Consider the following 25,084-nt stretch of genomic DNA (forward strand, 5'->3'; position numbering starts at 1 on the left):
AGTCAGGTGACTGACTTGAAGGAGCCCGCCCGCGTCCGGACGGCCAGTGCCAAGCGCCGGCGCCTGATGAGGGCGGCGGCCGAAGTCATGCACCGGCAGGGCGCGGAGCGCACCACCATCGCCGACATCGCGCGCGCGGCCGAGGTGCCCGTCGGCAACGTCTACTACTACTTCAAGACGAAGGACGAGCTCGTCGCCGCCGCGCTCTCCGAGCACGCTCGGCAGCTCGACCTGCTCACCGGCGACCTCGACCGGCTCTCCGACCCCCGCGAGCGCCTCAAAGGGCTGATCGCGGCCTGGGTGAGCCAGCGTGACCTCGCCGCCCGCTACGGCTGCCCGACCGGCACGCTCGCCGTCGAGCTGGACAAAGGCGATGAAGGCGGCCTGGACGTCGAAGCGGGCAAGGTCATCCGGCTACTGCTCACCTGGGTCGAGCGCCAGTTCCGCGAGCTGGGCCGGCCGGACCCCGACGGGCTGGCCGTCACCCTCGTAGGCGCCTATCAGGGCATGTCTCTGCTGGCCAACGCCTTGCGCGACCCGGGGATCATGGAACGCGAGGGCGCTCGCCTGCTCACCTGGATCGATCAGGTCGCCTGACGCGATCACCGCATCCGGAAGACCGGTCCGCGTGGACGGAAGGGGAGCGAGGCCCCTTCGGGGACCAGGTAGGCATGCTCCCGACGCACCCGCACCACGTCACACCACCCGTCGGTGATGATCAAAATAGGCCCACCCTGAGGGAAGTCGTCGGCCCGCTCCAGCAGGTTCACCCCCGGCTGCAGCACCGTCCCCCCGCGCCCGCGCACCCGGACCTTCCCCGCGATCGTCTCCACCGGCAGGTACCCCGCGTCATACGCCGCCGCGTCGCAGAACACCACCCGCGCCTGCGGCACGTCCCTGGCCAGCGCGTAGGACGCGATCGCGCCCAGGGCCTTGCCCAGGAGGCGGACGTCCATGGACCCGGACGTGTCGAGGACCACGCCGAACGTCGCGTGCCGCACCACCTCCTCCGGCAGGATCCAGCCGGGCCGGGGGATGTCGGGGCTCGACGACTGGCGGCGCGACGCGCGGGCGTAGGTGCGCTTGCGGGTCGGGCTGGGCACGTGTTCGTCGAACCAGCGGGCCAGTTGGGCGTCCCAGGGCAGTGGGGGCTGGTCGAGGGCGCGGATCTCCTGTTCCAGGCCGCTGGGGAGGTCGCCCCGGCCGGCGGACAGGTGGTATTCGAGGCCGTTGGCCAGGGCGCTGCGGTAGTAGGCGTCGAGGTCGGCGTACCTGCCCGGGGTGGCGGGTTCGTTCAGGAGGTCACCGAGGCCCTTGCCGCGGAGGGTGGCCAAACGTCGCATCCGGCGCAGGTCGGTGCTGACGCGGTCGTACACCTCTTCGCTGGACAGGCCTCTCAGATCTGGGTCGTAGAGGAGCCCTTCGGGCATTTCGCCGACGTTCATCTCGACGAGCCAGCCGTTGACGACGAAGTCGCAGGCCACGTTCCACAGGTACGGATCGCGGCCGCCGACGCGGTCGCCGTGGCGGAGGGCGGCGTGGAGCATCTCGTGGGCCAGTACGAACCGCCACTCTTCGGCGGGCAGGTCGCGGAGGGGGTTGATGTAGATCTCGCCGGCTTCGGCGTTGACGGCCGCGATCGCGATCTGCCAGCCTCGGGCGACGTCGGCGTCCGCGACGATCTTCAGGCCGGCGGCCAGGGCGCCGAGCAGCGGATATGACGACACGAACCAGCCCAGCGCCAGCTCCCACGGCGGCTTGCGGCGGATCGGGTCGCCGCCGGAGGCGACCGTGACGGCCGCCGTCGCCGCCGAGGAGACGCCGATGGCCAGTTCGGCGGGGTACTTGTGCCAGTCGGCTTCCCGTTCGGTGCCGACGGTGAAGTCGGGGTGGTCGCCGGGGGCGTATTCGGCCGGGACGCCGGCCGACCAGCGGCGCGCGAGGGTCGCCTCGTCTTCGGCGGGCAGGTCGGGCAGCGGGCGGGGTGGGCGGCCGATGCCGACCGAGGTGAGGAAGCGGTCGACGGCCACGCAGCAGGCCGCCTGGTAGTGGACCTTGGGGGCGCGTCGCCTGTTTCGGCCCACGGGGCGGTCGAGGTCGCCCGGTTCGGCGGTGCGCGGGTCGAGGTGGCCGAAGCCGGCGTGCAGGAACAGGTGGGCGAAGACCCAGGCCCAGAGGTCCGATTCGGCCCGGATGCGCGGATTGAACCGGACCGCGTCCGGCTGGATGTCGGCCCAGACGCCGTTGGGCAGGTCTTCGTCGTCGGTCAGGCCGATGCGCAGGGTGCGGAACAGCGGGTGCTGCGCGGCGTCGCGCCAGCCTAGGTAAACGGCGACGCGCCACGGGTCGGGTTTGCGCTGCTTGGCCATCACGCCCGCGCCGCCGCCAGGCGAGGCAGGTCGCGGCCGACCTCGATGAGGAACCACGACGGCAGCACCGGGACGCCGTTGTCGTCGGTCGCGATGACCAACTGGGCGCATTCGAGACTGATCTCGGCCAGTTCGATGAGCAGGGCCTTGGCCCGGAACGCCAGCCTCTGCAGGGCGGGGGAGGCGTGCTTCTTGGACGCCGGCAGGTCTTTGGCCAGCCGGGCCCGGAACGCCTCCGACAGGAAGAACAGCAGGTCGCGGTCTTGCGGGTCGCGCGGCCAGGCGACCTCGCCCTTGAGGACGGCGTCGAGGTCGAAGGCGTGCCTGACCGTCTTCACGTAGGCGCGGAACGCCGACGCGTGCACCGGCGACAGGATGCCGTGGGCGAGCACGGCGAGCGTGTCGCCGTCGACGGCCTCGCCGTAGGCGTGCAGCGCGTCAGAGAGCATGTGCCACCCGCGCGGCGTGGAGAACGGCTCCTCGGTCTTCGGCGGCGGGCTCCACAGGTGATCGGGCCGCTGTACGAGATGGTCGACCACCCACCGGTGCACGCCGTTGGCCGAGGCCCAGACGAGCCAGTCGTCGACCGAAGCCCGCAGGTGAAGGTGGATCATGCGGTTGACCAGCGCCGACGGCATCGGCCGGGCGAGCGCGTTGTCGGTGGCCCGGTTGCCCGCGCCGATGACGACCGACCCCTTGGGCAGCTCGTAGGTGCCGATCCGCCGGTCGAGGATGAGCGAGTAGAACGCCTTCTGCACCTCGGCCGAGGAGGCGTTGAGTTCGTCGAGGAACAGGCAGTAGGGCTCGTCGCGGGCGATCGACTCGGGCGGCGCGAACCGGCTGCGGTCGCCGACGATCTGTGGCACGCCGATGAGGTCTTCGGGCGCGAGCTGGGTGCCGAGCAGCGTCACACATTCGAGCCCCAGCGACTCGGCGAACGCCCTGACCAGTGAACTCTTCCCGATGCCGGGGGCACCCCAGAGGAAGACGGGACGCACCAGGGCGACGTTGAGCAACACCTCGGGAAGCGCGGCCGGCGTGACGGTGACGGTGGCCTGCATACGCACCAGCTTCTCGAATCACCTGATCTCCGGCCATCGGTTTTATATGCGGTGTGGGCGACGCTGGGAGGCCTGAGGGCCGGCCTTGAATGGTTCGGGCCGTTCCCCCAGGCCGTCCGTCCCCGCGGGCGCCCTGGTCAGCCGCAGTTGGTGCCGCGCTTGCCGCCCTCGGTTCCGGTGATGCGGCCCATCCAGTCGACGCAGCGGCCCGCCGCCGAGATGTAGATCGGGCCCGCGTAGGAGGTGTAGTTGCCGCCGTCGTACTGCGGCCAGTGGGTGCCGACCGGGTGGAGGCCCAGCCCGGCCTCGACCAGGACCCGGGAGCCGACGCTGTTCCGTTTGGCGACGACGCAGTTCTTGCCCGTCGAGGAGTTGTAGGTCAGGAACACCGTCCCCTTGGTGCCGATCGGGGCCGAGTTGACGACGCCGTAGCCCGTGCCGCACTCGCCGCCGTAGGAGGCGGCCAGAGCCGGCTGGGCGGACGTGAGGGTCGCGGCGAGCACGGCGGTGGCGCACGCGGCGGTGACGGTGGCCTTCTTGACGAGTTTCATTGGTCCCCTTCCAATGGCTTCCGTTGCGCTTCACGCTGGCACGGGCTTTCGTCCAACCGGTAGCGATCTCCGTCCGGCATTTGTCCGTTGGACATTGGACAAATGAAACCGCAGGTCAGCTCACTCGGACGTCCAGGAAGATCGGGCGTTTGTCGGGGAACAGGAGACGGCCCTCGGCGTCCACCATCTTCCAGAAGATCTTGCAGGCGCCGGCCGTCTTCGGCGCCTCCACCGTCACCCGGATGTCGACCGAGCTCCCCGGCGGGGTGCGGGGGACTCCGACCTTTCTGGGTGCGGCGCACAGGGTGTCGTTCACGCGCATGAGGAAGCGCCCGGCCCACTCGACCTTGCCGGCGTTCTTGATCCGCCAGACCTTCTCGAACGACTCACCCTTCCCGACCAGGGTGCCGTCGGGAATCGTGACATCGGCCTCGAAGACCGACTCGTCGAGGGCGATGGGGGTCGCCACGGACGGCTCCGGCGACCGGCCGCTGAACAGGAACACCCCGGCCACGACGACCGCGCACGCCACGACGGCGGCGGCCAGAACCTTCGGCCGAAACCTCGAAACCGCTCGCGGGCCTGACGCCACCGGCTCCGGATCCCCGGCGCCGGGGCCTTCGGACGATGCACGCGCGGTCGGGCTTGTGGATGGTGACGGACTGCCCTGGGGAGCGGCGGATTCCGCGGGGGACGGTGCGAGATCGGTGGAAGGGACCGAGACTGCGGATGATGGCGCGACGCCTTCGGGAGCGGGCGGGTCGACCCCCTGATGGTGGGAGGCGAGGGCGGTCAGGTCGGTGAGCGCCTTTGTTCTCGTCCAGTGGGTTCGCCACTCCCGTTCGGTCGCCGCCTGATCCTGCCCCAGCCGCCCCACCGCGAGAACGCGGACGAACTCCCAAGTCACGGCCCAGCTTGGCAAGGTTCGCCCCTGGGCCGCCGCGGCGAGGGACGACTTCGAGGCGGCGGCGCCCTGGGCGCACATCTCGGCGAACGACGGGTCGCCGGCCGCGATCTTGAGCTGCCACAGTCGGTCGGCGAACGCCTCGACCGGGCCCGCGTCGGGATCGGGACGGTTGGGTCTGCGTCCGCGCCGGTCTCCCTGTGCGTCTCTCAACTGGCCCCCTGCCCGGTTGGATCATCGACTCGGCCGCCGACACTACCCAACACCGAACTTGACCGGTCGCGGTAAGAAGCGCCCTGTGGAAATCCGTGGCCGCGCCGCGATCGGGGACCGCCCCTGGGCTTCCTATGCTGCAATGGTGACTATCCGTGTTCGCATGGGCTGTGAACCTCACTCTCCGCAGCGGAAGTGGAGAGTGAGGTGAACGCCCAGGTGAGGCTGGCCGCGTCGATCACCCCGGCCGTCGCAGTGCTGGCGCTCGTCGCCGTCTGGGGGCGGGGGCTGCCCGCGCTCGTCGAAGTTGTGGTGGTACTGCTGCTGGCCGGGTGCGTGCTGGCCGCCGTCCACCACGCCGAGGTGGTCGCGCATCGGGTGGGGGAGCCGTTCGGGTCGCTGATCCTGGCGGTCGCGGTCACGGTCATCGAGGTCGGGCTGATCGTCACGCTGATGCTCTCGGGCGGTCCGGGGGTGGCCACGCTGGCCCGTGACACCGTCTTCGCCGCGGTGATGATCACCTGCAACGGCATCGTCGGCCTGTCGCTGCTGGTCTCGGCGCTGAAGCGGGGGACCGCGCCGTTCAAGCCCGAGGGGACCGCCGGGGCGCTGGCCACCGTCATCACGCTGGCGACGTTGTCGCTGGTGCTGCCGACGTTCACGACCAGCAACCCCGGGCCCGAGTTCTCGGGGCCGCAGCTCGTCTTCGCCGCCGTGGTGTCCTTCGGGCTGTACGTCTTGTTCGTCTTCGTCCAGAGCGTCCGGCACCGGGACTACTTCGTGCCCGAGGGCGACGACGACTTCCACTCCTACGTCCCGTCCGGGAAGACCGCCCTGACCAGTCTCGGGCTGCTGGTCCTGGCGCTGGTCGCGGTCGTCGGGCTGGCGAAGGTCGAGTCGAAGAGCATCGAGGACGCCGTCTTCGCCGCCGGGCTGCCCCCGTCGGTGGTCGGCGTGGTCATCGCGCTGCTGGTGCTGCTGCCCGAGACCCTCGCGGCCGCCCGCAACGCGCGGCGCGACCGCACGCAGATCAGCTTCAACCTCGCGCTGGGGTCGGCCATGGCCAGCATCGGGCTGACCATCCCGACGATCGCGGTGGCCTCGATCTGGCTCTCCGGGCCGCTCATGCTCGGGCTGGGCGCGGTGCACATCGTGCTGCTGATGCTCACCGCCGTCGTCGGCACGCTCACCGTCCTGCTGGGGCGGGCGACGCTGCTGCAGGCGGGGGTGCACCTCGCGCTGTGCGGCAGCTACCTGTTCCTGGCCGCAGTGCCCTGAGCGGTCAGCGCAGGGCGTCCATGTCGATGACGGTCACCGTGTCGCCCTGCCGGTAGTAGGTCGCCCGGTCACCGAGCACCAGGCTCGGGACGCCGCCGCTCGGGCCGGGATAGAGCATGATGTGCCCGGCCTTACCGCTGGCCAGGTCGTAGAGCGCCGAGCCGCGTTCGCCGTTCGGGTCGGGCTGGATGAGGTGGACGACGTGCCAGCCCCACAGCCGGGCCGACGGCCGGCCGGGGAACGGCCGGGCGGCCGTGCCGTCGCGTCGCCACGCCTCCAGCAGGTCGGCGCACCATTCGGGGCCGCAGCCGAACCAGACCGTCCGGCCGGGCGGCACGGACGCCGTCGGCCGGGAGCCGTCGCGGAGGTTGAGCAGTTCGTCGCGGCCCCGGCTCGCCCACGGCCACTCCATCAGGACGTATCCCGTCGAGTCCGGCACCTCGCTGACGCCGCCGCCGGACAGCGGGACCTGCCGGACGGGCGAGTCGACCGTCGACCAGACCACCATGCCGTTGGCGATGCCGAGACCGGTGAGCGACGACGGCGACGGCTCCAGGGCGGCCAGCTTCAGGGGTTCGCCGCCGGTCAGCGGCACCGACCACAGGGCGCCCCCGCTCCACCAGACGGCGTGCCCCTGGCCCGCGATCAGATTCGTCGTGTACGCGTTCACGGTCGCCAGCACGCTGAAGGCGCGGCGCGTCAGGTCGTACAGGAGGATCGTCTCCTGCTCGCCCTTGCCCACGACCAGGTCGCCGACGACGTCGGTGGGGGTGAACGCGAGCCCGCCGGGGCCGTCGGCCGGGACCTGGTGGACGGCCTGCGGCCACACCCGCTCGATGGGGGCGGCGGGCGGGGCGGCGTACGGCCCGGCGGGTGCGGGCCGGTCGGCGAGGCCGCGTACCGCGAGCATGATGCCGCTCGCCACGACGACGAGGGAGACCGCGACGGCGACCGGCGCGAGCCAGCGCAGTGAGAACGACCGGTGCGGCGGCGGCACGGGGTGGGTGAGGCCGTCGTCGGCGACGGTCGCGGCCTTCGCGGCGAAGGCGTCTTTCAGCAGGTCTTCGATGTCGCTCATCCCGACGCCCTCAGCTCTCGTTCGAGGCGGTTCAGCGCCCGCATGACAGTCGAGCGGACCGTGCTCTGGCGCAGGCCGGTCACGTCCGCGATCTCGGCGTCGGACAGGTCGAGGTAGTAGCGCAGCACCAGCGTCTCCCGCTGCCGGGCGGGCAGCCGGGTCACCGCGGTCAGCACCTCCTGGCGGGTCTCGCCCAAGAGCGCCGCCGTCTCGGCCGACTCGGCCGGCACGAGCGCCGGAGGCGGTTTGTGCAGGGCCACCCTGCGGCGGCGCAGCGCCGAGCGCGCCCCGTTGAGCACGCTCGACCGGACATAGGCCAAGGTCAGCACGCCCGGCCGGCGGCCGTGCAGCCGGGCGAAGACGTCTTGGACGATGTCTTCGGCGGTCTCCCGGTCGCCCACCAGCAGCAGCGCGAGCCGGATGAGGTCGAGCCTGTTCTCCCGATAGAGGGTGACCAGAACATCGCCCGACTCCTGGAGCATGTCACCCGTCATGTCTATAGAACGCCCGACCCCCCGCATCCGCTGCGCGGGATCAGGCGGTTATCTCAACCGAGCCCCGCATACTGCCGGGGCCGCAGGGCCTGGGTGCGCAGCGCCGACAGCGCCGCCGCCTGGCCCACCGGGGTGAGCTGCCAGGTCGACCGCCAGTCGCACGACACGCGCAGGTCGAGCGCGTCGAGGCGGCGCTGGAACTCGCCCATCGGGCCGCCCAGGTCGCGGGCGCTCACCTGCGCGCCGGCCGCCGAGCGCCAGCCCTCGCCGTTGACCACCTCGGCGACGCGTTCGCACAGGTCGGGATAGCTGTACGCGGCCCCGTCGGCCAGCAGCATCAGCGCCGACTCGCGGATGGAGACCTCGAAGTCGTGTTCGCCCTTGGCCGGGGTCAGCAGGGTCGCCGTAACGGCCGTCCACAGGAGGTCGGGGTTGTCGGCCAGCTTCCGGCCCGCCGAGGTCAGCACGAGTTTGCGGCCGGTCCGCCGGACCGCCTTCAGCTCGCTCATCATGATCTCGCGGAGCATCGTCAGGGTCGGCACGTCGGCCTCGCCCCGGACGGTGCCCGACGTCAGCGTGTCCCAGCCGAACAGCTCGACCGACTCGACCACGAGGGCGCGGGCGACGTTGAACTTCTGGGTCAGCGGCACCCCGCCGGTCTCGGCCCAGTCGAGCAGCCACCACAGCGAGGCCAGATGGGGCTCCTCGGGCGGCGGGACGGGCGCGTGCAGCCGCACCTCGAACGGCTGGGCGAGGTCTCGGCGGGCCCGGCCCCGGCCGAGGACCCACCGGTTGAGGCGTTCGCCGTGGACGCGGTGGAGCCAGCAGTCGCCGCCGAGTTCGGGGCGCGGGCTGTTCAGCCACCGCCGGGTGAGGTCGAGGCGGCCCTTCAGGAACGCCTTCGCGCCGGGCTGCGGCAGCTCGCCCGACACCAGGGCCAGTTCGAGGGCGGCCGCGCAGGCCACGTGGGCGCCGAGTTCCTCCGGACCCATGATGGAGCTCCAGCTGAGCTCCGGTACGTCGGGAGGGAGGACTCCGGTCGCCTCCACGGCGTCCTGGTAGGCGGCGGTGCCGGCCTCCTCGCCCTCGCGGGCGTAGACGCGCAGGATCCGGGTCGTGGTGGGCGAGTCGCAGAGGGCGGCGTATCTCTCCATGCCGCCCAGCTCGAACAGGCGCCCGAGGGCGCGGGCGATCCCGTGGCGGTCGCCCGTCACCTTGATCGGAAGGGCGTACCAGAGGAACTCGCAGACGTCGAGCTGGCTGATCGTCTCAAGGGCCTCACCGCCGGTGAGCCACTCCACGGCGACACGAGCCGAGTCGGCGACATCCGGCTCGGCTCGCTCCAGCTCGGCGAGGAGGGCCGCCACGTCAGGTGCGGGCATGACCCGCAGTCTGCCGTATGGCACCCACCGTTGACGACGACCGAGAGACACTCGGGACCACCCCCCTAGTGACTCACGATACGGACCGCCCCGCCAGAGGTCAGATCCAGCCCTTCTTGTACAACATCCGGTCATACCAGTCTTGGTACGGAAGGAGCTCCGCCGACAGCACCGGATAGAGCCACCAGAAGTTCAGCAGCGACAGCAGGGCGAACAGGCCGACCGCGATCGCGCCGGCGCGTCGCCGCTGCAGCGGAGCGGTGGCGGGGCCGATGAGCAGGCCCGCCGCCAGCACGATGGCCAAGATCATGAACGGCACCATCGGGATGGCGTAGAAGAGGAACATCGTGCGGTTGTCGGCCCAGGCGAAGTAGAACCAGGGCAGCCAGCCCGCCGCGTAGCCCAGCAGGATCGCCCCGGCCCGCCAGTCGCGGGTGGCGACGTACCAGGCGATCATGGCGATGAGGGCGGCGAGACCGGCGTACCAGATGATCGGGGTGCCGGTGCCGAGCACGGCCCACGAGCAGCTGTCGGCGCCGCAGCCCGAGGGCGACTCGTAGAAGAACGCGACCGGGCGGGTGAGCAGCGGCCACTGCCACGGCTGCGACTGGTAGGGGTGCGTGGTCTCCAGGCCGGTGTGGAACGACAGGATCTGGGTCTGGTAGTCGAGCCACGAGCGCATCGAGCTGAACACGAAGTTCTGCCAGCCGCCCGAGGTGGCCTCGGCCCAGTTGCGGCCGTAGCCGCGTTCACCCGCGAACCAGCCGACGAACGAGACGACGTACACGACCAGAGACAGGATCGCGACCCAGGCGAACGCGAGCGGCACGTCGAGCTTCAGCGTCGCCAGCACCGGACGGCGCAGCCCGACCGCGCGGCGGGCGCCCAGGTCCCACAGGACGGTCATGATGCCGAACGCGGCGATGAACAGGATGCCGGTCCACTTGGTGGCCAGCGCGGCGCCCAGGCACAGCCCGGCGGCCAGCCGCCACGGGCGCAGTCCCAGCTTGGGGCCCAGATCGCCGATGGGGGAGTTCTCGTACCAGTCGGCCAGCCGTTCGCGGGACTTGTCGCGGTCGACGACCAGGCAGGCGAACCCGGCCAGCAGCCAGAACATCAGGAAGATGTCGAGCAGCGCGGTGCGCGACAGCACGAAGTGGAGGCCGTCGACCGCCAGCAGGAACCCGGCCAGGCAGCCCAGCACGGTCGAGCGGGTCATCCGGCGGGCCAGCCGGGCCAGCAGGAAGATCGAGATCGTGCCGACCAGCGCGGCGGCGAACCGCCAGCCGAACGGGTTCAGCCCGAACATCCACTCGCCGAGGGCGATCATCCACTTGCCGAGCGGCGGGTGGACGACGTAGGAGCCGCAGTCGACGACGTTCTGACAGACCTTGAAGATGTTGTCGTCGCCGCGCAGCATCGCCTGGTTGGCCGCGTCGCCGTCGAGGAACTGGGTCTCCACGCCGTATTTCAGCGTCGACCAGGCGTCTTTGGCGTAGTAGGTCTCGTCGAAGACCACCGCCTTCGGCACCTCGAGGCGGTCGAACCGCAGGAAGCCGCCGAACAGGGCGATGAGCGCGGGGCCGAGCCAGGCCCACAGCCCGTCGGCCGGCATCGGCGGCAGCAGCCGCTCGCGTACGGAGAGCACGCGCTCCTCCGGCTCAGGCTGTTCGGGCGCCTTGTCAGCGAAATCTGTCACGGCCACGGCGACACACTACTGGCGACACGCCGTCACGAACACGACGAACACCCTGATTCCTGACCCCACCGCACGCCGACATCTGAACCGGCGAACCACCGAAAGTGCGGCGACCAGTGCGGAGGAGGGAGGGACCAGGACCGTCGCGCGCCACAACGCCGCAGCGCGCCGACGCCTGGACTGACGGAGCGCCGGGAGCGAAGCGACCAGAGCGGAGGACGGAAGGCGTCGGATGAGAGCGCGGGGACCGTCGCGCCGGAGGCGCGGCCGACACACACCAGCGTGAAGCTTTCATACTGAGGGGGTGACTGACTACGGGACCCTCGTGCTGGCCGGCGCCCCCATCGGGCAACCGGGCGACGCCTCGCCGCGACTGCGCGCCGCTCTGGAGAGCGCCGACGTGATCGCCGCCGAGGACACCCGGCGGCTGCGCCGGCTGGCCGGCGACCTGGAGGCCGAGATCACCGGGCGGATCGTGTCCTACTACGACCAGAACGAGGCCGCCCGCGCCCGAGAGCTGCTCGGCCACCTGCTCGAAGGCCAGAAGGTGCTGGTCATCACCGACGCCGGCATGCCGGGCGTGTCCGACCCCGGCTACCGGCTGACCCGGCTCGCCGTCGAGGCGGGGGTGCGGGTGACCGCCCTCGCCGGCCCGTCGGCCGTCACCACCGCCCTGGCCGTCTCGGGGCTGCCCAGCGACCGGTTCTGCTTCGAGGGCTTCCCGCCCCGCAAGGCCGGTGATCGCGGACGCCGGCTGGAGAAGCTGGCCGGCGAGGAACGCACCATGGTGTTCTTCGAGGCGCCCCACCGGCTGGAGGCCTCACTGCTGGCCATGGCCGAGGCGTTCGGCGCCGACCGGTCGGCCGCCGTCTGCCGCGAGCTGACCAAGACCTATGAAGAGGTGCGGCGCGGCACGCTCGCCGAACTCGCCGCGTGGGCCCCCGAGGCCAAGGGCGAGATCACGATCGTGGTCGCCGGGGCGGTCGCCCGGGAGGTCTCGGTGGACGACCTCCTCGGCGAGGTCGCCCGGCTGGAGGCGACCGGGGTCACCCGGAAGCAGGCCATCGCCGACGTGGCCAAGGAGGCCGGGGTGTCGAAGCGCGACCTCTACAACGCGGTGCACTCGGCCTAGGCCGCCACCGGTTCGTCTGCGAGGGGTTCCCGGGCGCGCCTTCTCGGCAGCCGCGCGTTCCGCAGCGCGATCGCCGCCGCGAGGCAGGCCAGCGGCACGGCCGGGAGCAGGTAGCGGTAGTCGAACTCGGCGGTGGCCGCCGGGGCCAGCACCAGGCCGGCCGCCCCCAGGAACGGCAGCAGCACCGGGCCGCCCAGGGTGCGCCAGCGCTGCACCACGCCCACCAGCCCGGCCAGCAGCAGCAGGCCGAGGATCGTGCCCGGCAGGCGTACCACCGACTGGTAGCTCATCATGAACGTCGAGAAGGGGGCGACCTTCACGGTGGCCGCCTCGCCGTTCTCGTAGCGCGTGGCGTCGCCGTTGGTCGTGCCCCGGTAGGAGCTCCACGCGGGGAGCTTCGTGGTGGTGTTGTTGCTGAACTCGTAGAGGCCGAAGGTCTTGTTGTCGGGGAAGACCGGGCGGCCCCACTGGAAGGCGCGGAAGAAGTCTTTGGCGATGGCGGCCAGGTAGTCGAGCGGCTGGGCCATGATCGCGCGTTTGGCGAACTCGCTCGCGATGCGGTTGGTCTCGGCGTCGAACTTCCGGCCCGCGCCGAAGACGTGGAGCTGGTTCTCGTTGTCCCACCAGAGGTAGGCCTGCGCCGACTTCTCACGCTCGGCCACCGGCGTGTTGATGCACAGCAGGGCCAGGTCGAGGTCTTCGCGCGGGTCGAGGCCCATCTTGTCGCAGTCGGCGAACAGGGCGGTGCGCATGTAGAGGATCACGCCGTCGCTCTGGGTCATCGCGAAAGGGCCGTTGACCGCCTTGAACCAGCCCATGTAGCCGATGACCGGGATCACGCAGGCGGTCAGCATGGCCGCGATCGGCTTCCAGCCGACCCGCTTGATCAGCATGAACGCCACCACGAGGGCCAGGATCGGCAGGCCGATGCTGCGGGTCAGCGCCGTCAGCGCGAGCAGCCCGCCGACCGCCGCGCCGACCTTCCAGGTCATCGACCGGTGCCAGAGCACCAGCACGATCACCCCGGTGACCAGCAGGGTGAACATGGCGTCGCTCATGATCAGCTGCTCGAGCTGGATCTGGTAGGCGTCGAACAGCACCGGCACGGTGGCCAGAGTCGCGGCCCACCCGGCCATGGCGAACCTTTTGACCAGCAGCGCATAGATCAACCCGGCCGTTGCCAGGCCCATCAGGTGTTGCGTGAGGACAACCAAGGTGAAGCTGTGAAAGGGTCGGAGCAGCAGCATCCAGAAGGCGTAGCCATCCGGTCTGATCGGGTGGGGCCTCGGGTGGAGCGCGACCGACACGTAGTCGTAGGAGTCGTTGAACCACATCGCCGGGCCGAAGCCGAGCATCGTGACGAGCCGCAGGAGCGCGCCGACCGCGAGCGCGGCGGCGAACCAGCGATGATTGCGCAGCGTGACGACGAGACGCTCCTTCCAGGTGACCTGGGGGGCGCCTGTGACGGCGGGTTCCGCGACCGCGACCATGGTTACAGAATGCCAGGGGTTTTCGGGACTTGACCCGCCCCCCTTGGGGCAGACGGCATCATGGTCTGATTACTGACCGGCGATCACAGGTGTAAACGGCAGGGGTAACGAACGTGGAACTGACAGTGGTCATGCCGTGCCTCAACGAGGCGGAGACCGTGGAGGTGTGCGTAACGAAGGCCCTGGCCTGCATGCGCGAGAACGGGATCGACGGCGAGGTGGTGATCGCCGACAACGGCAGCACCGACGGCTCGCAGCAGCTCGCCCGTGACGCCGGCGCGCGGGTCGTGCACATCGACCAGAAGGGCTACGGCAACGCCCTGATCGGCGGCATCCGCGCCGCGCGCGGCAAGTACGTGATCATGGGCGACGCCGACGACTCCTACGACTTCACCAATCTGATGCCGTTCGTCGAGGAGCTGCGCAAGGGCGGCGAACTCGTCATGGGCAACCGCTTCAAGGGCGGCATCGCCCCCGGCGCCATGCCCCCGCTGCACCGCTACCTGGGCAACCCGGTCCTGTCGTTCGTGGGCCGCCTGTTCTTCCCCAGCGCCATCCAGGACTTCCACTGCGGCCTGCGCGGCTTCCGCCGTGACTCGATCCTCAAGCTGGGCCTGCAGACCGGGGGCATGGAGTTCGCCTCCGAGATGGTCGTGAAGGCCACCCTGCAGGGCCTCGACGTGCGCGAGGTGCCGACCACCCTGGCGCCCGACGGCCGCTCCCGCCCGCCGCACCTGCGCTCCTGGCGCGACGGCTGGCGGCACCTGCGCTTCCTGCTCCTCTACAGCCCGCGCTGGCTGTTCTTCATCCCGGGCCTGGCCCTGATGATCTTCGGTCTGGTCGTCGGCGCCGCGCTGACCTTCGGCCCGGTCTACATCGGCCAGCTCGCCTTCGACGTCGACACCCTCGTCGGCGCCTCGGCGATGGTGGTGATCGGCTTCCAAGCGGTGCTGTTCGCCCTGTTCACCAAGGTGTACGCCGCCGAGGAGGGCTTCCTGCCCGAGTCTCCGCGCATCAGGAAGCTGATCGACATCGTCACCCTCGAACGCGGCCTCATCATCGGCGGCCTGCTGGCCCTCGCCGGTCTGCTCGGCCTGGTGGCCTCGCTGGCCCACTGGGGCGGCAAGGGCTTCGGCGAGCTGATCCCGGCCGAGTCGCTGCGTCTGGTCGTGCCGTCGGCGACCGCCTTCATCATGAGCTTCCAGACGATCTTCGCCTCGCTCTTCATCTCGATCCTGGGCATCCGCCGCTCGCGCGAGACCCCGGCCGACATCGCCGCCTCCGCCGCCGAGGAGGCCGCCGAGGCTGTGAATAAGCAGCCGACGCTGTAGTCGGATGCCTCTAGGCTTGGAGGCATGTCTCAGCACATCTTGACCGCCGTCGCGTGGCCCTACGCCAACGGGCCACGCCACATCGGGCACGTCTCAGGGTTCGGCGTGCCGTCCGACGTCTTCAGCCGCTACCAGCGGATGGCGGGCAACAAGGTGCTGATGGTCTCGGGCACCGACGAGCACGGCACGCCGATCCAGGTCCAGGCCGACAAGGAAGGCGTCTCCGCCCGGGAGCTCGCCGACCGCTACAACCGGGTCATCGCCGAAGACCTGACGGCCCTCGGCCTCTCCTACGACCTGTTCACCCGCACGACCACGCTCAACCACTACGCCGTCGCCCAGGAGATCTTCCTCGGGCTGCACAAGAACGGCTACATCTTCCCGAAGACCACGATGGGCGCGGTCTCCCCGTCCACCGGTCGCACCCTGCCCGACCGCTACATCGAGGGCACCTGCCCGATCTGCGGCTACGACGGCGCGCGTGGCGACCAGTGCGACAACTGCGGCAACCAGCTCGACCCGATCGACCTGATCAACCCCAAGTCGAAGATCAACGGCGAGACGCCGAAGTTCATCGAGACCGAGCACTTCATGCTCGACCTGCCCGCCTTCGCCGACGCGCTCGGCACCTGGCTGCAGGGCAAGCAGGGCGAGTGGCGGCCCAACGTGCTGAAGTTCTCGCTCAACCTGCTGGGCGACCTGCAGCCGCGCGCGATCAGCCGTGACCTCGACTGGGGCGTGCCGATCCCGCTCGACGGATGGAGCGACCGCAACGACAAGCGCCTCTACGTCTGGTTCGACGCGGTCATCGGCTACCTGAGCGCCTCGGTCGAGTGGGCCCGCCGGTCGGGCGACCCCGACGCGTGGCGGGCCTGGTGGCAGAACCCCGACGCCCGCGGCTACTACTTCATGGGGAAAGACAACATCGTCTTCCACTCCGAGATCTGGCCGGCGATGCTGCTCGGCTACAACGGAGAGGGCGCCCGGGGCGGCGCGGCCGGGTCGCTGGGGCGGCTCGACCTGCCCTCCGAGGTGGTGTCGAGCGAGTTCCTGACCATGGAGGGGCGCAAGTTCTCCTCCTCGCGGTCGGTCGTGATCTACGTCCGCGACTTCCTGGAGCGCTACTCCGCCGACGCGCTGCGCTACTACATCGCGGTGGCCGGCCCCGAGAACCAGGACACCGACTTCACCTGGTCGGAGTTCCTCAACCGCAACAACGGCGAGCTCGTCGCGGCCTGGGGCAACCTGGTCAACCGGTCGATCTCGATGGCGTCCAAGAACTTCGGGAAGATCCCCGACGCGGTCGACCTGACCGACGCCGACCGGGCGCTGCTGGCGCGGTCGAAGGCCGCCTTCCCGGCGGTCGGGGCCGAGCTCGGCCGCTCGCGGTTCAAGAACGCGGTGACCGAGGCGTTCGACGTGGTCCGCGACGCCAACCGCTACCTGGCCGAGCAGGAGCCCTGGAAGATCAAGGACGACGCGGTCCGCCAGGGCACCATCCTCCACGTGGCGCTCCAGGTCGTCGACGACGCCAAGACGCTGCTCACCCCGTTCCTGCCGAACTCCTCCAACAAGATCCACGAGATGCTGGGCGGCCAGGGCGTCTGGTCGGGCATGCCGGAGATCCGCGAGGTCGACGAGCCGGGCGGGCGCTCCTACCCGGTCATCACCGGCTCCTACGACGGCGCGGCGAAGTGGGAGCACAGGCCCGTCCAGTCGGGCACCCCGCTGGCCCCGCCGAAGCCGCTGTTCGCCAAGCTCGACTCGAAGATCGTCGACGAAGAACTGGCCAGACTGGAAAGCTGATGTCCGTTCCGCTCCCCGAGGCGCTCGGCGCCGAGGTGTTCGACAGCCACTGCCACCTCGACATCATGGTCGGGGAGCGCAAGGCGTCGTCCGGTGACCCCGTCGCCCTGGCCGCGCAGGCGGCCGGGGCGAGCGTCGACCGCATCCTCGACGAGGCCAGGTCGGTCGGGGTGACCCGCCTGGTCACGATCGGCTACGACCTGCGCTCCTCCGAGTGGGGCGCCGAGATCGCCCGCGACCACGAGGGCGTCTACGCCGGCGTGGCGATCCACCCCAACGAGGCCCACGCGGCGACGCCCGAGGTGCTCGACCAGATCGAGGCGCTGGCCCGGCTGCCGCACGTCCGCGCGGTCGGCGAGACCGGCCTCGACTTCTTCCGCGACTGGGCGTCCAAAGACGACCAGCACGCCTCGTTCCGGGCGCACATCGAGATCGCCAAGCGCACCGGCAAGGCGCTGGTGATCCACGACCGCGACGCCCACGATGCGGTCCTCGAGGTGCTCTCCTCCCAAGGTGCTCCCGACGTCGTGGTCTTCCACAGTTACTCGGGCGACGCCGAGATGGCCAAGCGCTGCGTCGAGGCGGGTTATCACCTGTCGTTCTCGGGCCCGGTCACCTACAAGAACGCCGCCTACCTGCGCGAGGCCGCGAAGGTCGCGCCCGCGGAGCTGATCCTGGTCGAGACCGACGCGCCCTATCTGCCGCCGACCCCCCACCGGGGCAAGCCCAACGCGCCCTACCTGATCCCGCTCACCCTGCGCTGCCTGGCGGAGGTGAAGGGCATGGCGCCGGAGGCGCTGGCGGAGATCATCAATGTGAACGGTCCGCGCGTTTTCGGTGATTGGTAATGGGATGTCACGGTACGGTGTGAGTTGACCATGGCGCTTCCGGAAGGACGCATCCGTGTATTCCCCGACGTTGGAGAGCCCCGCCACGGGCAGCCAATTGTCGGGCTGGGAACACCCGGTCGAGAAACCCGCTGAAACGCCGTCCCGGTTGAGGGCGCTGGTCCGTCCGTGGCTGGCCGTGCTGTGCGCCGCCGCGCTGGGGGCCTCGGTGGGCGTGGTCACCGGGGTCGGGCTGGCCCGCGAGATCACCCTCGACGTCGACGGCAAGCTGACCACCCACCGCTCGTTCGCGGCCGACGTGCGCGGCGCTCTGAAGGCCGCCGGGGTGCCCTACGAGACGGGCGACATGGTCTCGCCCCCGCCGTCGGCCGAGATCGGCGACGACATGACGATCGTGGTCAGGCACGCCCGCCCGCTGACGCTGAACCTCGACGGGACCTCCAGCACCCATCTGACCACGGCGCTGAACGTCCAGGACGCGCTCGAAGAGCTCAAGATGAACCCCAACAAGCTGCAGCTGTCGACGACCCGGCTGCGGCAGATCCCGGTCGAGGGGTTCCAGCTGAACGCGCGGTCCCAGCGCAAGGTGACGATCGTGGCCGGCAGCATGCGCATCGAGACCACGACGACCGGCCGGACCGTCGAAGAGGTCCTGGAGGAGTCGAGCGTCGAACTCGGCGAGGGCGACAAGGTGTCGCCCGGCCTGTCGACCTTCCCGCCCGAAGACACCGTGATCCGGGTGACCCCCGGCCTGCCGCCCCACACGATCCCGATCTCGCCCGACGTGGCCGCGCTGAACTGGGACGCCCTGGCGCGCTGCGAGTCGGGTCCCGACCCCAAGCTGGTCTCCGGCGGGCGGTTCGGGCTCTACCGGTTCAGCCTGGGGATGTGGCGGGCGGTCGGCGGCGAGAAGCGGCCGGTCGACTGGCCGAAGGCCGAGCAGACCTACCGGGCGCAGCTGCTCTACCAGCGCCTTGCGGGCGACTGGAAGCGCGCCTGGCCGGAGTGCGGCGACCGCCTCTGAGCTAGTGGACGGCATGGCCGTAGTCGACCGATCCCGCCGGCGCGGGGGCCGCCGCCGAGGTGAAGACCGCCCCGACGCCGTCGCGGTCGGGTGCGCCGATCAACAGCCCCGAGGCCCCGTCGGCCGCCAGCGACCAGCCGTAACGCTGGCCCGGCTGGGGCGGGACCGGCAGCGCGGCCACGGTTCCGTCGACGGTGCCGGTGTGTACGCCCCCCGTCGCCCCCTTCGTATAAGGGTGGCCCATGGCGAGCCTCCCGTCGCCGGTGAACGCCAGGGCCCAGCCCAGCCCCGTCGTGCCGGGCACGGTGATCGCCCTGACGGGGGAGAGGCCGGCCCAGAGCTGGACCATGCCGGCGTCCTTCGGCCCGGCGAGCGGGGCGCCCGCGGCCAGGTAGTCGGTGCCGCCGATCCGGGTGGTCGCCAGCGTCCAGCCGAAGCGGTTGCCCGCTTCTTCCGGCACGTCCTTGGTCGCCTGCCCGAGGTCCCACTTCTTGGTCGTGTACGGCGCCCCCGCCAGCACGTTCTGGACGACGACCACCGTCCCGGCGTCGACGATGCCGCTGGCGACCTGCACGCCCGTGCCGTCGTTGTCCTCGTAGGGCACGCCGACGGCCAGGTCGGGCCGGGCCGGGTCGCCGTGGAAGGCCAGCGACCAGCCCCACATGTCGCCGACCTCGCCGTTGCCGATCATGCCGTCGGACTCCTGGTTGACGCGCACCCGCCCGTCGGGGGTTAAGAGGTGCACGGCCCCGGCGTCGGTCACCGGGTCGTCGGCGTGGGGTTCGCCGACCGCCAGCACCGCCCCGCCCGGCCGGTCGGCCGTCGCCAGCGACCAGCCGAAGTGGGCGTCCTTCTCGGGGTCCTGCGCGGTCACGGTCCGGACGCCGCCCGCGCCGAACACGTAGACCGCGCCCTGGTCGGCGGCTCCGGCGTAGGGGGCGCCGACGACGACGTCGAGACAGCGGTCGCCGTCGACGTCGGCGGTGGCCACGGCCCAGCCGAAGCCGGTGCTGGGCTCGCCGCCCGGGGCCTTGAGGGTCCGGCCCCCGAAGGTGACGGTCTCGGCGAAGGGGTCGCCGACGGCGTGGCCCGCATCGGCGCACGGCGCGGCGGAGGCCGTACCGGAAGGAAGGAGGGCGGCGCCGAGCAGGAGCGCGGCGAGCAGCCGGGTCACAGAGCCACCTCCAGGCCGCCGCCGAACTGGAGCCGGGCGGGGACGCGGTCATCGGGGAGATCGAACACGAGCATGCCGTCGGAGCGCCCGCCGGGCCGCAGCCCGCTCGGCAGCGGCGTGGAGAGACGATGGGCCCGGTAGGTCGCGCCCGAGTCGTCGAGCAGCACCGGCGTGGCGGTGATCGCGACCAGAGCGCCGCCGGTGTTGACCATGCTCCACGGGATCACGCAGAACGCCCCCTGCGAGGCCGTGACCCCTTCGAAGTCCGGCAGCCCGCAGCGCGGATCCCGCGTGACGACCAGGTCCACCCCGAACCCCGCGCCGACGGTGATCCGCTTGCCGACGTCGCCGTCGGCGGCCTGCTGCGCGGCGATCTGCACTGCGGTCCGCGGCTCGTTGTCACCCGACACGACCAGCACCCCGACGCTGACGACGAACGCGACGAAGATCACGACCGCCGCGATGAGCCAGCGGTCGGAACGGGATCGCGGTGGTTTGACCGGTGGTCCCTCGGTGGTGTCCGGTTCGTTCGCGGCGACGACGGTGACCGGCTCGGCGCGGGACAGGGCGGCGGTGCGATCGGCCGCCGCCCGGTCGGCCACGAGAGGCGCGGAGACCGGCTCCTCCTCCGGCGCCGCCAGGTCGGCCGGTTCGGGGAGGCTCTGCTGGAGGGTCCGGTTCAGTTCCTCCACCGGGATCAGCGGCTCGGCCCGCCGGACCTCCGGCTCGCGGGCCGAGACCGGCGGCAGGGCGCCGCCGACCAGGGCGATCAGCAGGTCCTGGGCGGTCGGGCGGCGCGTCGGGTCGGGGTCGGTCGCCAGGCGGACCAGCTCGTTCAGCGGCTCGGGGAGCGCGCCCAGGTCGGGGCGGCTGTTCAGGACGCGGGCCGCCAGGGTCACCATGTTGCCCTGGCCGTAGGGGTGGCGGCCGGTGCCGGCGTACGCCACCAGGCAGCCCCAGGCGAAGATGTCGGTCCACGGGCTCACCGGCTCGCCGCGCACCTGCTCCGGCGCCCACCAGCCGGGGCTGCCGAGGAGCTCCCCGGCCTGGGTGAAGTCGTGGGAGGCGTCGAGGGCGCGGGCGATGCCGAAGTCGATCACACGGGGGCCCGACAGCGACAGGATCACGTTCGCCGGCTTCAGGTCGCGGTGCACCAGGCCCGCCACGTGGATGGCCGCCAGGGCCGCCGCCACGCCCAGCGCCACGCCGTGGAGCGGTCCCGGCTCAAGCGGGCCCTCCTGGGCGATCTGCCGGTTCAGCGGGGTGCCGGCGATGTACTCGGTCACCATGTAGGGCCGCCCGTCGGGGGTGTTCCCGTTGTCCAGCACCTGCGCGGTGCAGAACGAGGCCACCTTGCGGGCGTTCTCGACCTCGCCGTGGAAGCGGGCCGCGAAGGCGTCGTCGGCCAATTGGGAGCGGACCACCTTGAGCGCCACCAGGCGGTCGTCGGCCACAGCCAGGTAGACCGTGCCCATGCCGCCCTCACCCAGGCGGCCCAGAAGCCGGTAGGTCCCGATCGTGGCGGGATCGTCGGGGCGGAGCGGCTCTGCGCCGGTCGGTTCCATCTGAGGGCTCTCCTACGGCCTGTGCGTATCTATGGGGAGTTCGGGGCAATCGCCAGCATGGATTGCCCCCGGGGGTCGCGAACAGGTAAATCGACGCGTTCGGATGCCCGACACTGGTTGCATGAGTCTGCTCGGGCCCGTTGAGGTGCGCACGCTTGCGGAGAAGTTGAACATCCGGCCCACCAAGAAGCTCGGGCAGAACTTCGTGATCGACGGCGGCACCGTCCGCAAGATCGTCAGAGTCGCCGAGGTGTCGCCCGACGACGTCGTCATCGAGGTCGGGCCGGGGCTCGGGTCGCTGACGCTGGCGCTGCTGTCGGAGGTCGCCGAGGTCGTCGCCGTCGAGATCGATCCGGTGCTGGCGCGGCAGCTCCCCGAGACGGTCACGGTCATGCTTCCTGACTACGCCGACAGGCTGCGGGTCGTCCAGGCCGACGCCTTGCGCATCACTCCGGATGACCTGCCGGCCCGGCCGACCGCGCTGGTCGCCAACCTGCCCTACAACGTGTCGGTCCCGGTCGTCCTGCACCTGCTGCAGATCCTGCCCGAGCTGCGCCGGGGCCTGGTGATGGTGCAGGCGGAGGTCGCCGACCGGCTGGCCGCCCGGCCCGGCTCCCGCGTCTACGGGGTGCCGTCGGTCAAGGCCGCCTGGTACGCCGACGTCCGCCGCGCGGGCCCCGTCGGGCGCAACGTCTTCTGGCCGGCCCCCAACGTCGACTCGGGCCTGGTCTCTCTCGTACGTCGTGAGCCTCCGGCCACCACCGCCACCAGACAAGAGGTGTTCGCCGCGATCGACGCCGCGTTCGCCCAGCGGCGCAAGACCCTGCGCGCCGCACTGGCGGGCTGGGCGGGCTCCCCGGCGCTGGCCGAGGAGGCGCTCGTGAAGGCGGGGGTCGACCCGCAGGCCCGGGGCGAACAGCTCGACGTGGCCGACTTCGCCCGGATCGCCGAACACCGCCGCTAGGCTCCCGTCACGTGATTACCGTGCGTGTGCCCGCCAAGGTCAATCTTCAGCTCTCCGTCGGCCCGCTCCGCGACGACGGCTTCCACGACCTCGTCAACGTCTTCCAAGCGGTTTCCCTGTACGACGAGGTCACCGCATCGGAGTCAGACCGGGTCGAGATCGTCTGCGACCACGCCGACGTGCCGCTCGGGGCCGACAACCTGGCCGCCAGGGCCGCCCACGCGCTCGCGCCGGGCCGGGGCGTGCGGCTGGAGATCAAGAAGACCATCCCGATCGCGGGCGGCATGGCCGGCGGCAGCGCCGACGCCGCCGCCGCGCTCGTCGCGTGCGACGCGCTGTGGAACCTCGGGAAGACGCGCGAGGAGCTGATGGAGATCGGCGGCGCCCTCGGCAGCGACGTGCCGTTCGCGCTGCTGGGCGGCACCGCCGTCGGCACCGGCAAGGGCGAGGTCCTGAGGCCGATGGTGGCCGCGGGCACCTTCCACTGGGTGTTCGCGCTGGCCGACGGCGGCCTGTCGACGCCGCAGGTCTACGGCGAGTGCGACCGCATCAGGGAGGCCACCGGCGAGCAGGCTGCCTGGCCGAGCCTGAGCGGCCCGCTGGCCAGGGCCCTGGCCGACGGCGACGCTGCGGCCCTCGGGGCCGCGCTCGTCAACGACCTGCAGCCCGCCGCCATCATGCTGCGCCGCTCCCTCCACCGCACCCTCGACGAGGGCCGCGAACTGGGCGCTCTCGGCGCGCTCGTGTCGGGCTCCGGGCCGACCTGCGCGTTCCTGGCCGCCGACGAGATGCACGCGCGGGAACTCGCCGTCTCGCTCACCAGCTGCCGTGAGGCCGTCGTGGCCTCCGGACCGGTGCCGGGAGCCGCGATCGTCTAGATAGGCTTGGCGGGCGATGAATCTGGTCAATCTCGAATCCGTCTCCCATGCCTTCGGCCCGAAGGCGCTGCTCACCGGGGTGTCGCTCGGGGTCGAAGCGGGCGAGCGCATCGGTGTCGTCGGGCGCAACGGTGGCGGCAAGACCACCCTCGTCTCGATCATCGCCGGTGAGCTCACCCCCGACAGCGGGCGGGTGACCCATACGCGCAACCTGCGCGTCGGGGTGCTCGCCCAGCGCGACCTCTTCGATCCCGACGCGCCGATCCGCGACATCGTGCTCGGCGAGAAGGCCGAACACGAGTGGGCCGGCGACGCGCAGGTCCGCGAGATCCTCGCCAACCTGCTCGGCGACCTCGACCTGTCGGCCCACGCGGGCGCCCTGTCCGGCGGCGAACGCCGCCGCACGGCCCTGGCCAAGCTGCTCATCGGCGACCACGACCTGATCGTGCTCGACGAGCCCACCAACCATCTCGACATCGAGGCCATCGCCTGGCTCGCCGGCCATCTGTCGGCGCGCAAGTCGGCCCTCCTCGTCGTCACCCACGACCGCTGGTTCCTCGACGCCGTCTCGACCCGCACCTGGGAGGTCATCGACGGCGGCGTCGAACGCTACGAGGGCGGTTACGCCGCCTTCGTGCTGGCCAAGGCCGAACGGGCGCGCATCGCCCAGGCGGCCGAAGACCGGCGGCAGAACCTCATGCGGAAGGAGATCGCCTGGCTGCGGCGCGGCCCGCCCGCCCGCACGTCCAAGCCGAAGTTCCGCATCAACGCCGCGGAGGCGCTGATCGCCGACGTGCCGCCGGCCCGCGAGACCGTCGAACTGCTCAGGTTCGCGACCGCGCGCCTCGGCAAGACCGTGTACGACCTGGAGAACGTCACCCTCCACGCCGGTGGCCCGAACACGGGCCCGCTCGTGCTCGACCACTGCACGTGGCAGTTCGGCCCCGGCGACCGCATCGGCCTGATCGGCGTCAACGGCTCGGGCAAGTCGACCGTGCTGCGCCTGCTGTCCGGCACGGTCACGCCCGACGAGGGGAAGCTGGTCCAGGGCCGCACGGTCAAGCTGGCCCACCTGTCGCAGGAGCTCGCCGAGCTCGACCCGACCCGGCGCGTGCTGGAGACGGTCGAGGAGATCCGCAAGTACATCACCGTCGGCAAGAAAGAATGGACCGCCTCCCAGCTGCTCGAACGCCTCGGCTTCAAGGGCGAGGCGCAGTGGAAGGTGGTCGGCGACCTGTCGGGCGGCGAGCGGCGGCGGCTCCAGCTGCTGCGGCTCATCATGGACGAACCCAACGTCCTGCTGCTCGACGAGCCGACCAACGACCTCGACATCGAGACGCTGACCGAGCTCGAAGACCTGCTCGACGGCTGGCCCGGCACCCTCGTCGTGGTCAGCCACGACCGCTACTTCCTGGAGCGGGTCTCCGACCGCACGGTCGCGCTGCTGGGCGACGGCCGGCTGTCGATGCTGCCCGGCGGGGTCGACGAATACCTGGAGCGCCGCGCGGCCGGAACCGCGGTCTCGGCCCGCGCGGCCTCTGCGGAGCCCGTGGCGGCCGTGGAGACCCCGGCCGAGAAGAAGGTCTCCCAGAAGGAGCTGCGGGAGCTGCAGAAGGAGCTGAGCCGGCTGGAGCGGCAGCTCGACAAGCTGTCGGAGCGTGAGGCCAAGGTCCACGCCCAGATGGCCGAGGCGGCCAGCGACTTCGAGAAGCTCGGGAAGCTCGACGCCGAGCTGCGCGACCTCGGGGCCCAGAAGGAGGCCACCGAGCTCGAGTGGATGGAGCTCGCGGAGCGCATCGGCGAGTAGGCCCGACACATGAGAAGGAGCCCGGTTGGCCGACCG

At 71.2% G+C, this 25,084-nt stretch carries 21 protein-coding genes; 10 read left to right on the plus strand and 11 right to left on the minus strand.

Annotation, left to right across the window (positions count from 1 at the left end; genetic code table 11):
* The first annotated feature begins 6 nt into the window (after nucleotides 1–6).
* Nucleotides 7–597 carry a TetR/AcrR family transcriptional regulator gene (locus FDA94_RS14550; protein ID WP_137247597.1) on the plus strand — a complete coding sequence of 197 codons (591 nt, stop codon included), beginning with the start codon at nucleotides 7–9 and terminating at the stop codon, nucleotides 595–597.
* A 5-nt stretch (nucleotides 598–602) separates the two neighbouring features.
* On the opposite strand, the gene FDA94_RS41120 is transcribed toward FDA94_RS14550, so the two are convergent.
* From FDA94_RS41120 to FDA94_RS14570, 4 genes are all read right to left on the minus strand, one after another.
* Complete coding sequence (locus tag FDA94_RS41120; RefSeq protein WP_137247694.1) at nucleotides 603–2,369, minus strand: vWA domain-containing protein; 1,767 nt, start codon at nucleotides 2,367–2,369, stop codon at nucleotides 603–605.
* Nucleotides 2,369–3,430, minus strand: a complete 1,062-nt coding sequence (locus tag FDA94_RS14560; RefSeq protein WP_137247598.1) for an AAA family ATPase — start codon at nucleotides 3,428–3,430, stop codon at nucleotides 2,369–2,371. The genes FDA94_RS41120 and FDA94_RS14560 overlap by 1 nt, the downstream gene beginning before the upstream one ends.
* Nucleotides 3,431–3,567: 137 nt before the next feature.
* A complete protein-coding gene (locus FDA94_RS14565; RefSeq protein ID WP_137247599.1) occupies nucleotides 3,568–3,981 on the minus strand; it encodes a spore-associated protein A in 414 nt (137 codons plus the stop codon).
* 115 nt (nucleotides 3,982–4,096) lie between these two features.
* Complete coding sequence (locus FDA94_RS14570; protein WP_137247600.1) at nucleotides 4,097–5,098, minus strand: NBR1-Ig-like domain-containing protein; 1,002 nt, start codon at nucleotides 5,096–5,098, stop codon at nucleotides 4,097–4,099.
* A 207-nt stretch (nucleotides 5,099–5,305) separates the two neighbouring features.
* On the opposite strand from FDA94_RS14570, the gene FDA94_RS14575 reads away from it, so the two are divergent.
* Complete coding sequence (locus FDA94_RS14575) at nucleotides 5,306–6,376, plus strand: calcium:cation antiporter (protein ID WP_137247601.1); 1,071 nt, start codon at nucleotides 5,306–5,308, stop codon at nucleotides 6,374–6,376.
* Between the two features lie 4 nt (nucleotides 6,377–6,380).
* Here the strand turns inward: FDA94_RS14575 and FDA94_RS14580 are convergent, their stop codons facing one another.
* From FDA94_RS14580 to FDA94_RS14595, 4 genes are all read right to left on the minus strand, one after another.
* The gene (locus tag FDA94_RS14580) at nucleotides 6,381–7,454 is read right to left on the minus strand and encodes a hypothetical protein (protein WP_137247602.1); all 1,074 of its coding nucleotides are present in this window, start codon (nucleotides 7,452–7,454) and stop codon (nucleotides 6,381–6,383) included.
* On the minus strand, nucleotides 7,451–7,948 hold the full coding sequence (locus FDA94_RS14585) for a sigma-70 family RNA polymerase sigma factor (protein ID WP_246059889.1): 498 nt from the start codon (nucleotides 7,946–7,948) through the stop codon (nucleotides 7,451–7,453). The genes FDA94_RS14580 and FDA94_RS14585 overlap by 4 nt, the downstream gene beginning before the upstream one ends.
* 53 nt (nucleotides 7,949–8,001) lie before the next feature.
* Nucleotides 8,002–9,330, minus strand: a complete 1,329-nt coding sequence (locus FDA94_RS14590; protein WP_137247603.1) for a hypothetical protein — start codon at nucleotides 9,328–9,330, stop codon at nucleotides 8,002–8,004.
* A gap of 100 nt (nucleotides 9,331–9,430) precedes the next feature.
* A complete protein-coding gene (locus FDA94_RS14595) occupies nucleotides 9,431–11,035 on the minus strand; it encodes a dolichyl-phosphate-mannose--protein mannosyltransferase (RefSeq protein ID WP_342778483.1) in 1,605 nt (534 codons plus the stop codon).
* Between the two features lie 298 nt (nucleotides 11,036–11,333).
* Between FDA94_RS14595 and rsmI the strand changes: the two genes are divergently transcribed.
* Nucleotides 11,334–12,161: a 16S rRNA (cytidine(1402)-2'-O)-methyltransferase gene (gene rsmI, locus FDA94_RS14600; RefSeq protein ID WP_137247604.1), complete on the plus strand. Its 828-nt coding sequence runs from the start codon at nucleotides 11,334–11,336 to the stop codon at nucleotides 12,159–12,161.
* Here the strand turns inward: rsmI and FDA94_RS14605 are convergent.
* Entirely contained in the window at nucleotides 12,158–13,651 is a 1,494-nt protein-coding gene (locus FDA94_RS14605) for a hypothetical protein (protein ID WP_212735322.1), read from the minus strand. The two genes, rsmI and FDA94_RS14605, sit on opposite strands and share 4 nt — an antisense overlap.
* Before the next feature lie 113 nt (nucleotides 13,652–13,764).
* On the opposite strand from FDA94_RS14605, the gene FDA94_RS14610 reads away from it, so the two are divergent.
* From FDA94_RS14610 to FDA94_RS14625, 4 genes are read left to right on the plus strand one after another with little or no spacing between them, the layout of a single operon-like run.
* The gene (locus tag FDA94_RS14610; protein WP_212735323.1) at nucleotides 13,765–14,982 is read left to right on the plus strand and encodes a glycosyltransferase; all 1,218 of its coding nucleotides are present in this window, start codon (nucleotides 13,765–13,767) and stop codon (nucleotides 14,980–14,982) included.
* Between the two features lie 24 nt (nucleotides 14,983–15,006).
* Complete coding sequence (metG, locus tag FDA94_RS14615; protein ID WP_137247605.1) at nucleotides 15,007–16,788, plus strand: methionine--tRNA ligase; 1,782 nt, start codon at nucleotides 15,007–15,009, stop codon at nucleotides 16,786–16,788.
* Nucleotides 16,788–17,636, plus strand: a complete 849-nt coding sequence (locus tag FDA94_RS14620) for a TatD family hydrolase (protein WP_137247606.1) — start codon at nucleotides 16,788–16,790, stop codon at nucleotides 17,634–17,636. The genes metG and FDA94_RS14620 overlap by 1 nt, the downstream gene beginning before the upstream one ends.
* A 55-nt stretch (nucleotides 17,637–17,691) precedes the next feature.
* A complete protein-coding gene (locus FDA94_RS14625; RefSeq protein ID WP_137247607.1) occupies nucleotides 17,692–18,660 on the plus strand; it encodes a resuscitation-promoting factor in 969 nt (322 codons plus the stop codon).
* A 1-nt stretch (nucleotide 18,661) separates the two neighbouring features.
* Here the strand turns inward: FDA94_RS14625 and FDA94_RS14630 are convergent, their stop codons facing one another.
* On the minus strand, nucleotides 18,662–19,834 hold the full coding sequence (locus tag FDA94_RS14630; RefSeq protein WP_137247608.1) for an FG-GAP repeat protein: 1,173 nt from the start codon (nucleotides 19,832–19,834) through the stop codon (nucleotides 18,662–18,664).
* Nucleotides 19,831–21,399, minus strand: coding sequence for a serine/threonine-protein kinase (locus FDA94_RS41535; RefSeq protein WP_425460145.1), 1,569 nt, complete (start codon nucleotides 21,397–21,399; stop codon nucleotides 19,831–19,833). Before FDA94_RS41535 ends, FDA94_RS14630 begins: the two co-directional genes overlap by 4 nt.
* Before the next feature lie 103 nt (nucleotides 21,400–21,502).
* Here FDA94_RS41535 and rsmA point away from each other — a divergent pair, with 103 nt between their 5' ends.
* Genes rsmA through FDA94_RS14650 form a run of 3 tightly spaced genes read left to right on the plus strand, consistent with a single transcriptional unit; the run spans nucleotide 21,503 to nucleotide 25,048 of the window.
* Nucleotides 21,503–22,363, plus strand: a complete 861-nt coding sequence (rsmA, locus tag FDA94_RS14640) for a 16S rRNA (adenine(1518)-N(6)/adenine(1519)-N(6))-dimethyltransferase RsmA (protein ID WP_246059891.1) — start codon at nucleotides 21,503–21,505, stop codon at nucleotides 22,361–22,363.
* Nucleotides 22,364–22,377: 14 nt separating this feature from the next.
* Nucleotides 22,378–23,241, plus strand: coding sequence for a 4-(cytidine 5'-diphospho)-2-C-methyl-D-erythritol kinase (locus tag FDA94_RS14645; protein WP_137247698.1), 864 nt, complete (start codon nucleotides 22,378–22,380; stop codon nucleotides 23,239–23,241).
* A gap of 16 nt (nucleotides 23,242–23,257) precedes the next feature.
* On the plus strand, nucleotides 23,258–25,048 hold the full coding sequence (locus tag FDA94_RS14650; protein ID WP_137247610.1) for an ABC-F family ATP-binding cassette domain-containing protein: 1,791 nt from the start codon (nucleotides 23,258–23,260) through the stop codon (nucleotides 25,046–25,048).
* Nucleotides 25,049–25,084: the final 36 nt, after the last annotated feature.

Source organism: Herbidospora galbida, assembly GCF_005233835.1.
Lineage (GTDB): Bacteria > Actinomycetota > Actinomycetes > Streptosporangiales > Streptosporangiaceae > Herbidospora > Herbidospora galbida.

Excerpts from the sequence above, each read along its gene's own strand:
- FDA94_RS14605 (WP_212735322.1), bottom strand. The coding sequence starts at position 13,651 with ATGGTCGCGGTCGCGGAACCCGCCGTCACAGGCGCCCCCCAGGTCACC.
- FDA94_RS14590 (WP_137247603.1), bottom strand. The coding sequence starts at position 9,330 with ATGCCCGCACCTGACGTGGCGGCCCTCCTCGCCGAGCTGGAGCGAGCC.
- rsmA (WP_246059891.1), top strand. The coding sequence starts at position 21,503 with ATGCCCGACACTGGTTGCATGAGTCTGCTCGGGCCCGTTGAGGTGCGC.
- FDA94_RS14580 (WP_137247602.1), bottom strand. The coding sequence starts at position 7,454 with ATGAGCGACATCGAAGACCTGCTGAAAGACGCCTTCGCCGCGAAGGCC.
- FDA94_RS14650 (WP_137247610.1), top strand. The coding sequence starts at position 23,258 with ATGAATCTGGTCAATCTCGAATCCGTCTCCCATGCCTTCGGCCCGAAG.
- FDA94_RS14620 (WP_137247606.1), top strand. The coding sequence starts at position 16,788 with ATGTCCGTTCCGCTCCCCGAGGCGCTCGGCGCCGAGGTGTTCGACAGC.
- metG (WP_137247605.1), top strand. The coding sequence starts at position 15,007 with ATGTCTCAGCACATCTTGACCGCCGTCGCGTGGCCCTACGCCAACGGG.
- FDA94_RS14585 (WP_246059889.1), bottom strand. The coding sequence starts at position 7,948 with ATGACGGGTGACATGCTCCAGGAGTCGGGCGATGTTCTGGTCACCCTC.
- FDA94_RS14565 (WP_137247599.1), bottom strand. The coding sequence starts at position 3,981 with ATGAAACTCGTCAAGAAGGCCACCGTCACCGCCGCGTGCGCCACCGCC.
- FDA94_RS14560 (WP_137247598.1), bottom strand. The coding sequence starts at position 3,430 with ATGCAGGCCACCGTCACCGTCACGCCGGCCGCGCTTCCCGAGGTGTTG.
- FDA94_RS41120 (WP_137247694.1), bottom strand. The coding sequence starts at position 2,369 with ATGGCCAAGCAGCGCAAACCCGACCCGTGGCGCGTCGCCGTTTACCTA.
- FDA94_RS41535 (WP_425460145.1), bottom strand. The coding sequence starts at position 21,399 with ATGGAACCGACCGGCGCAGAGCCGCTCCGCCCCGACGATCCCGCCACG.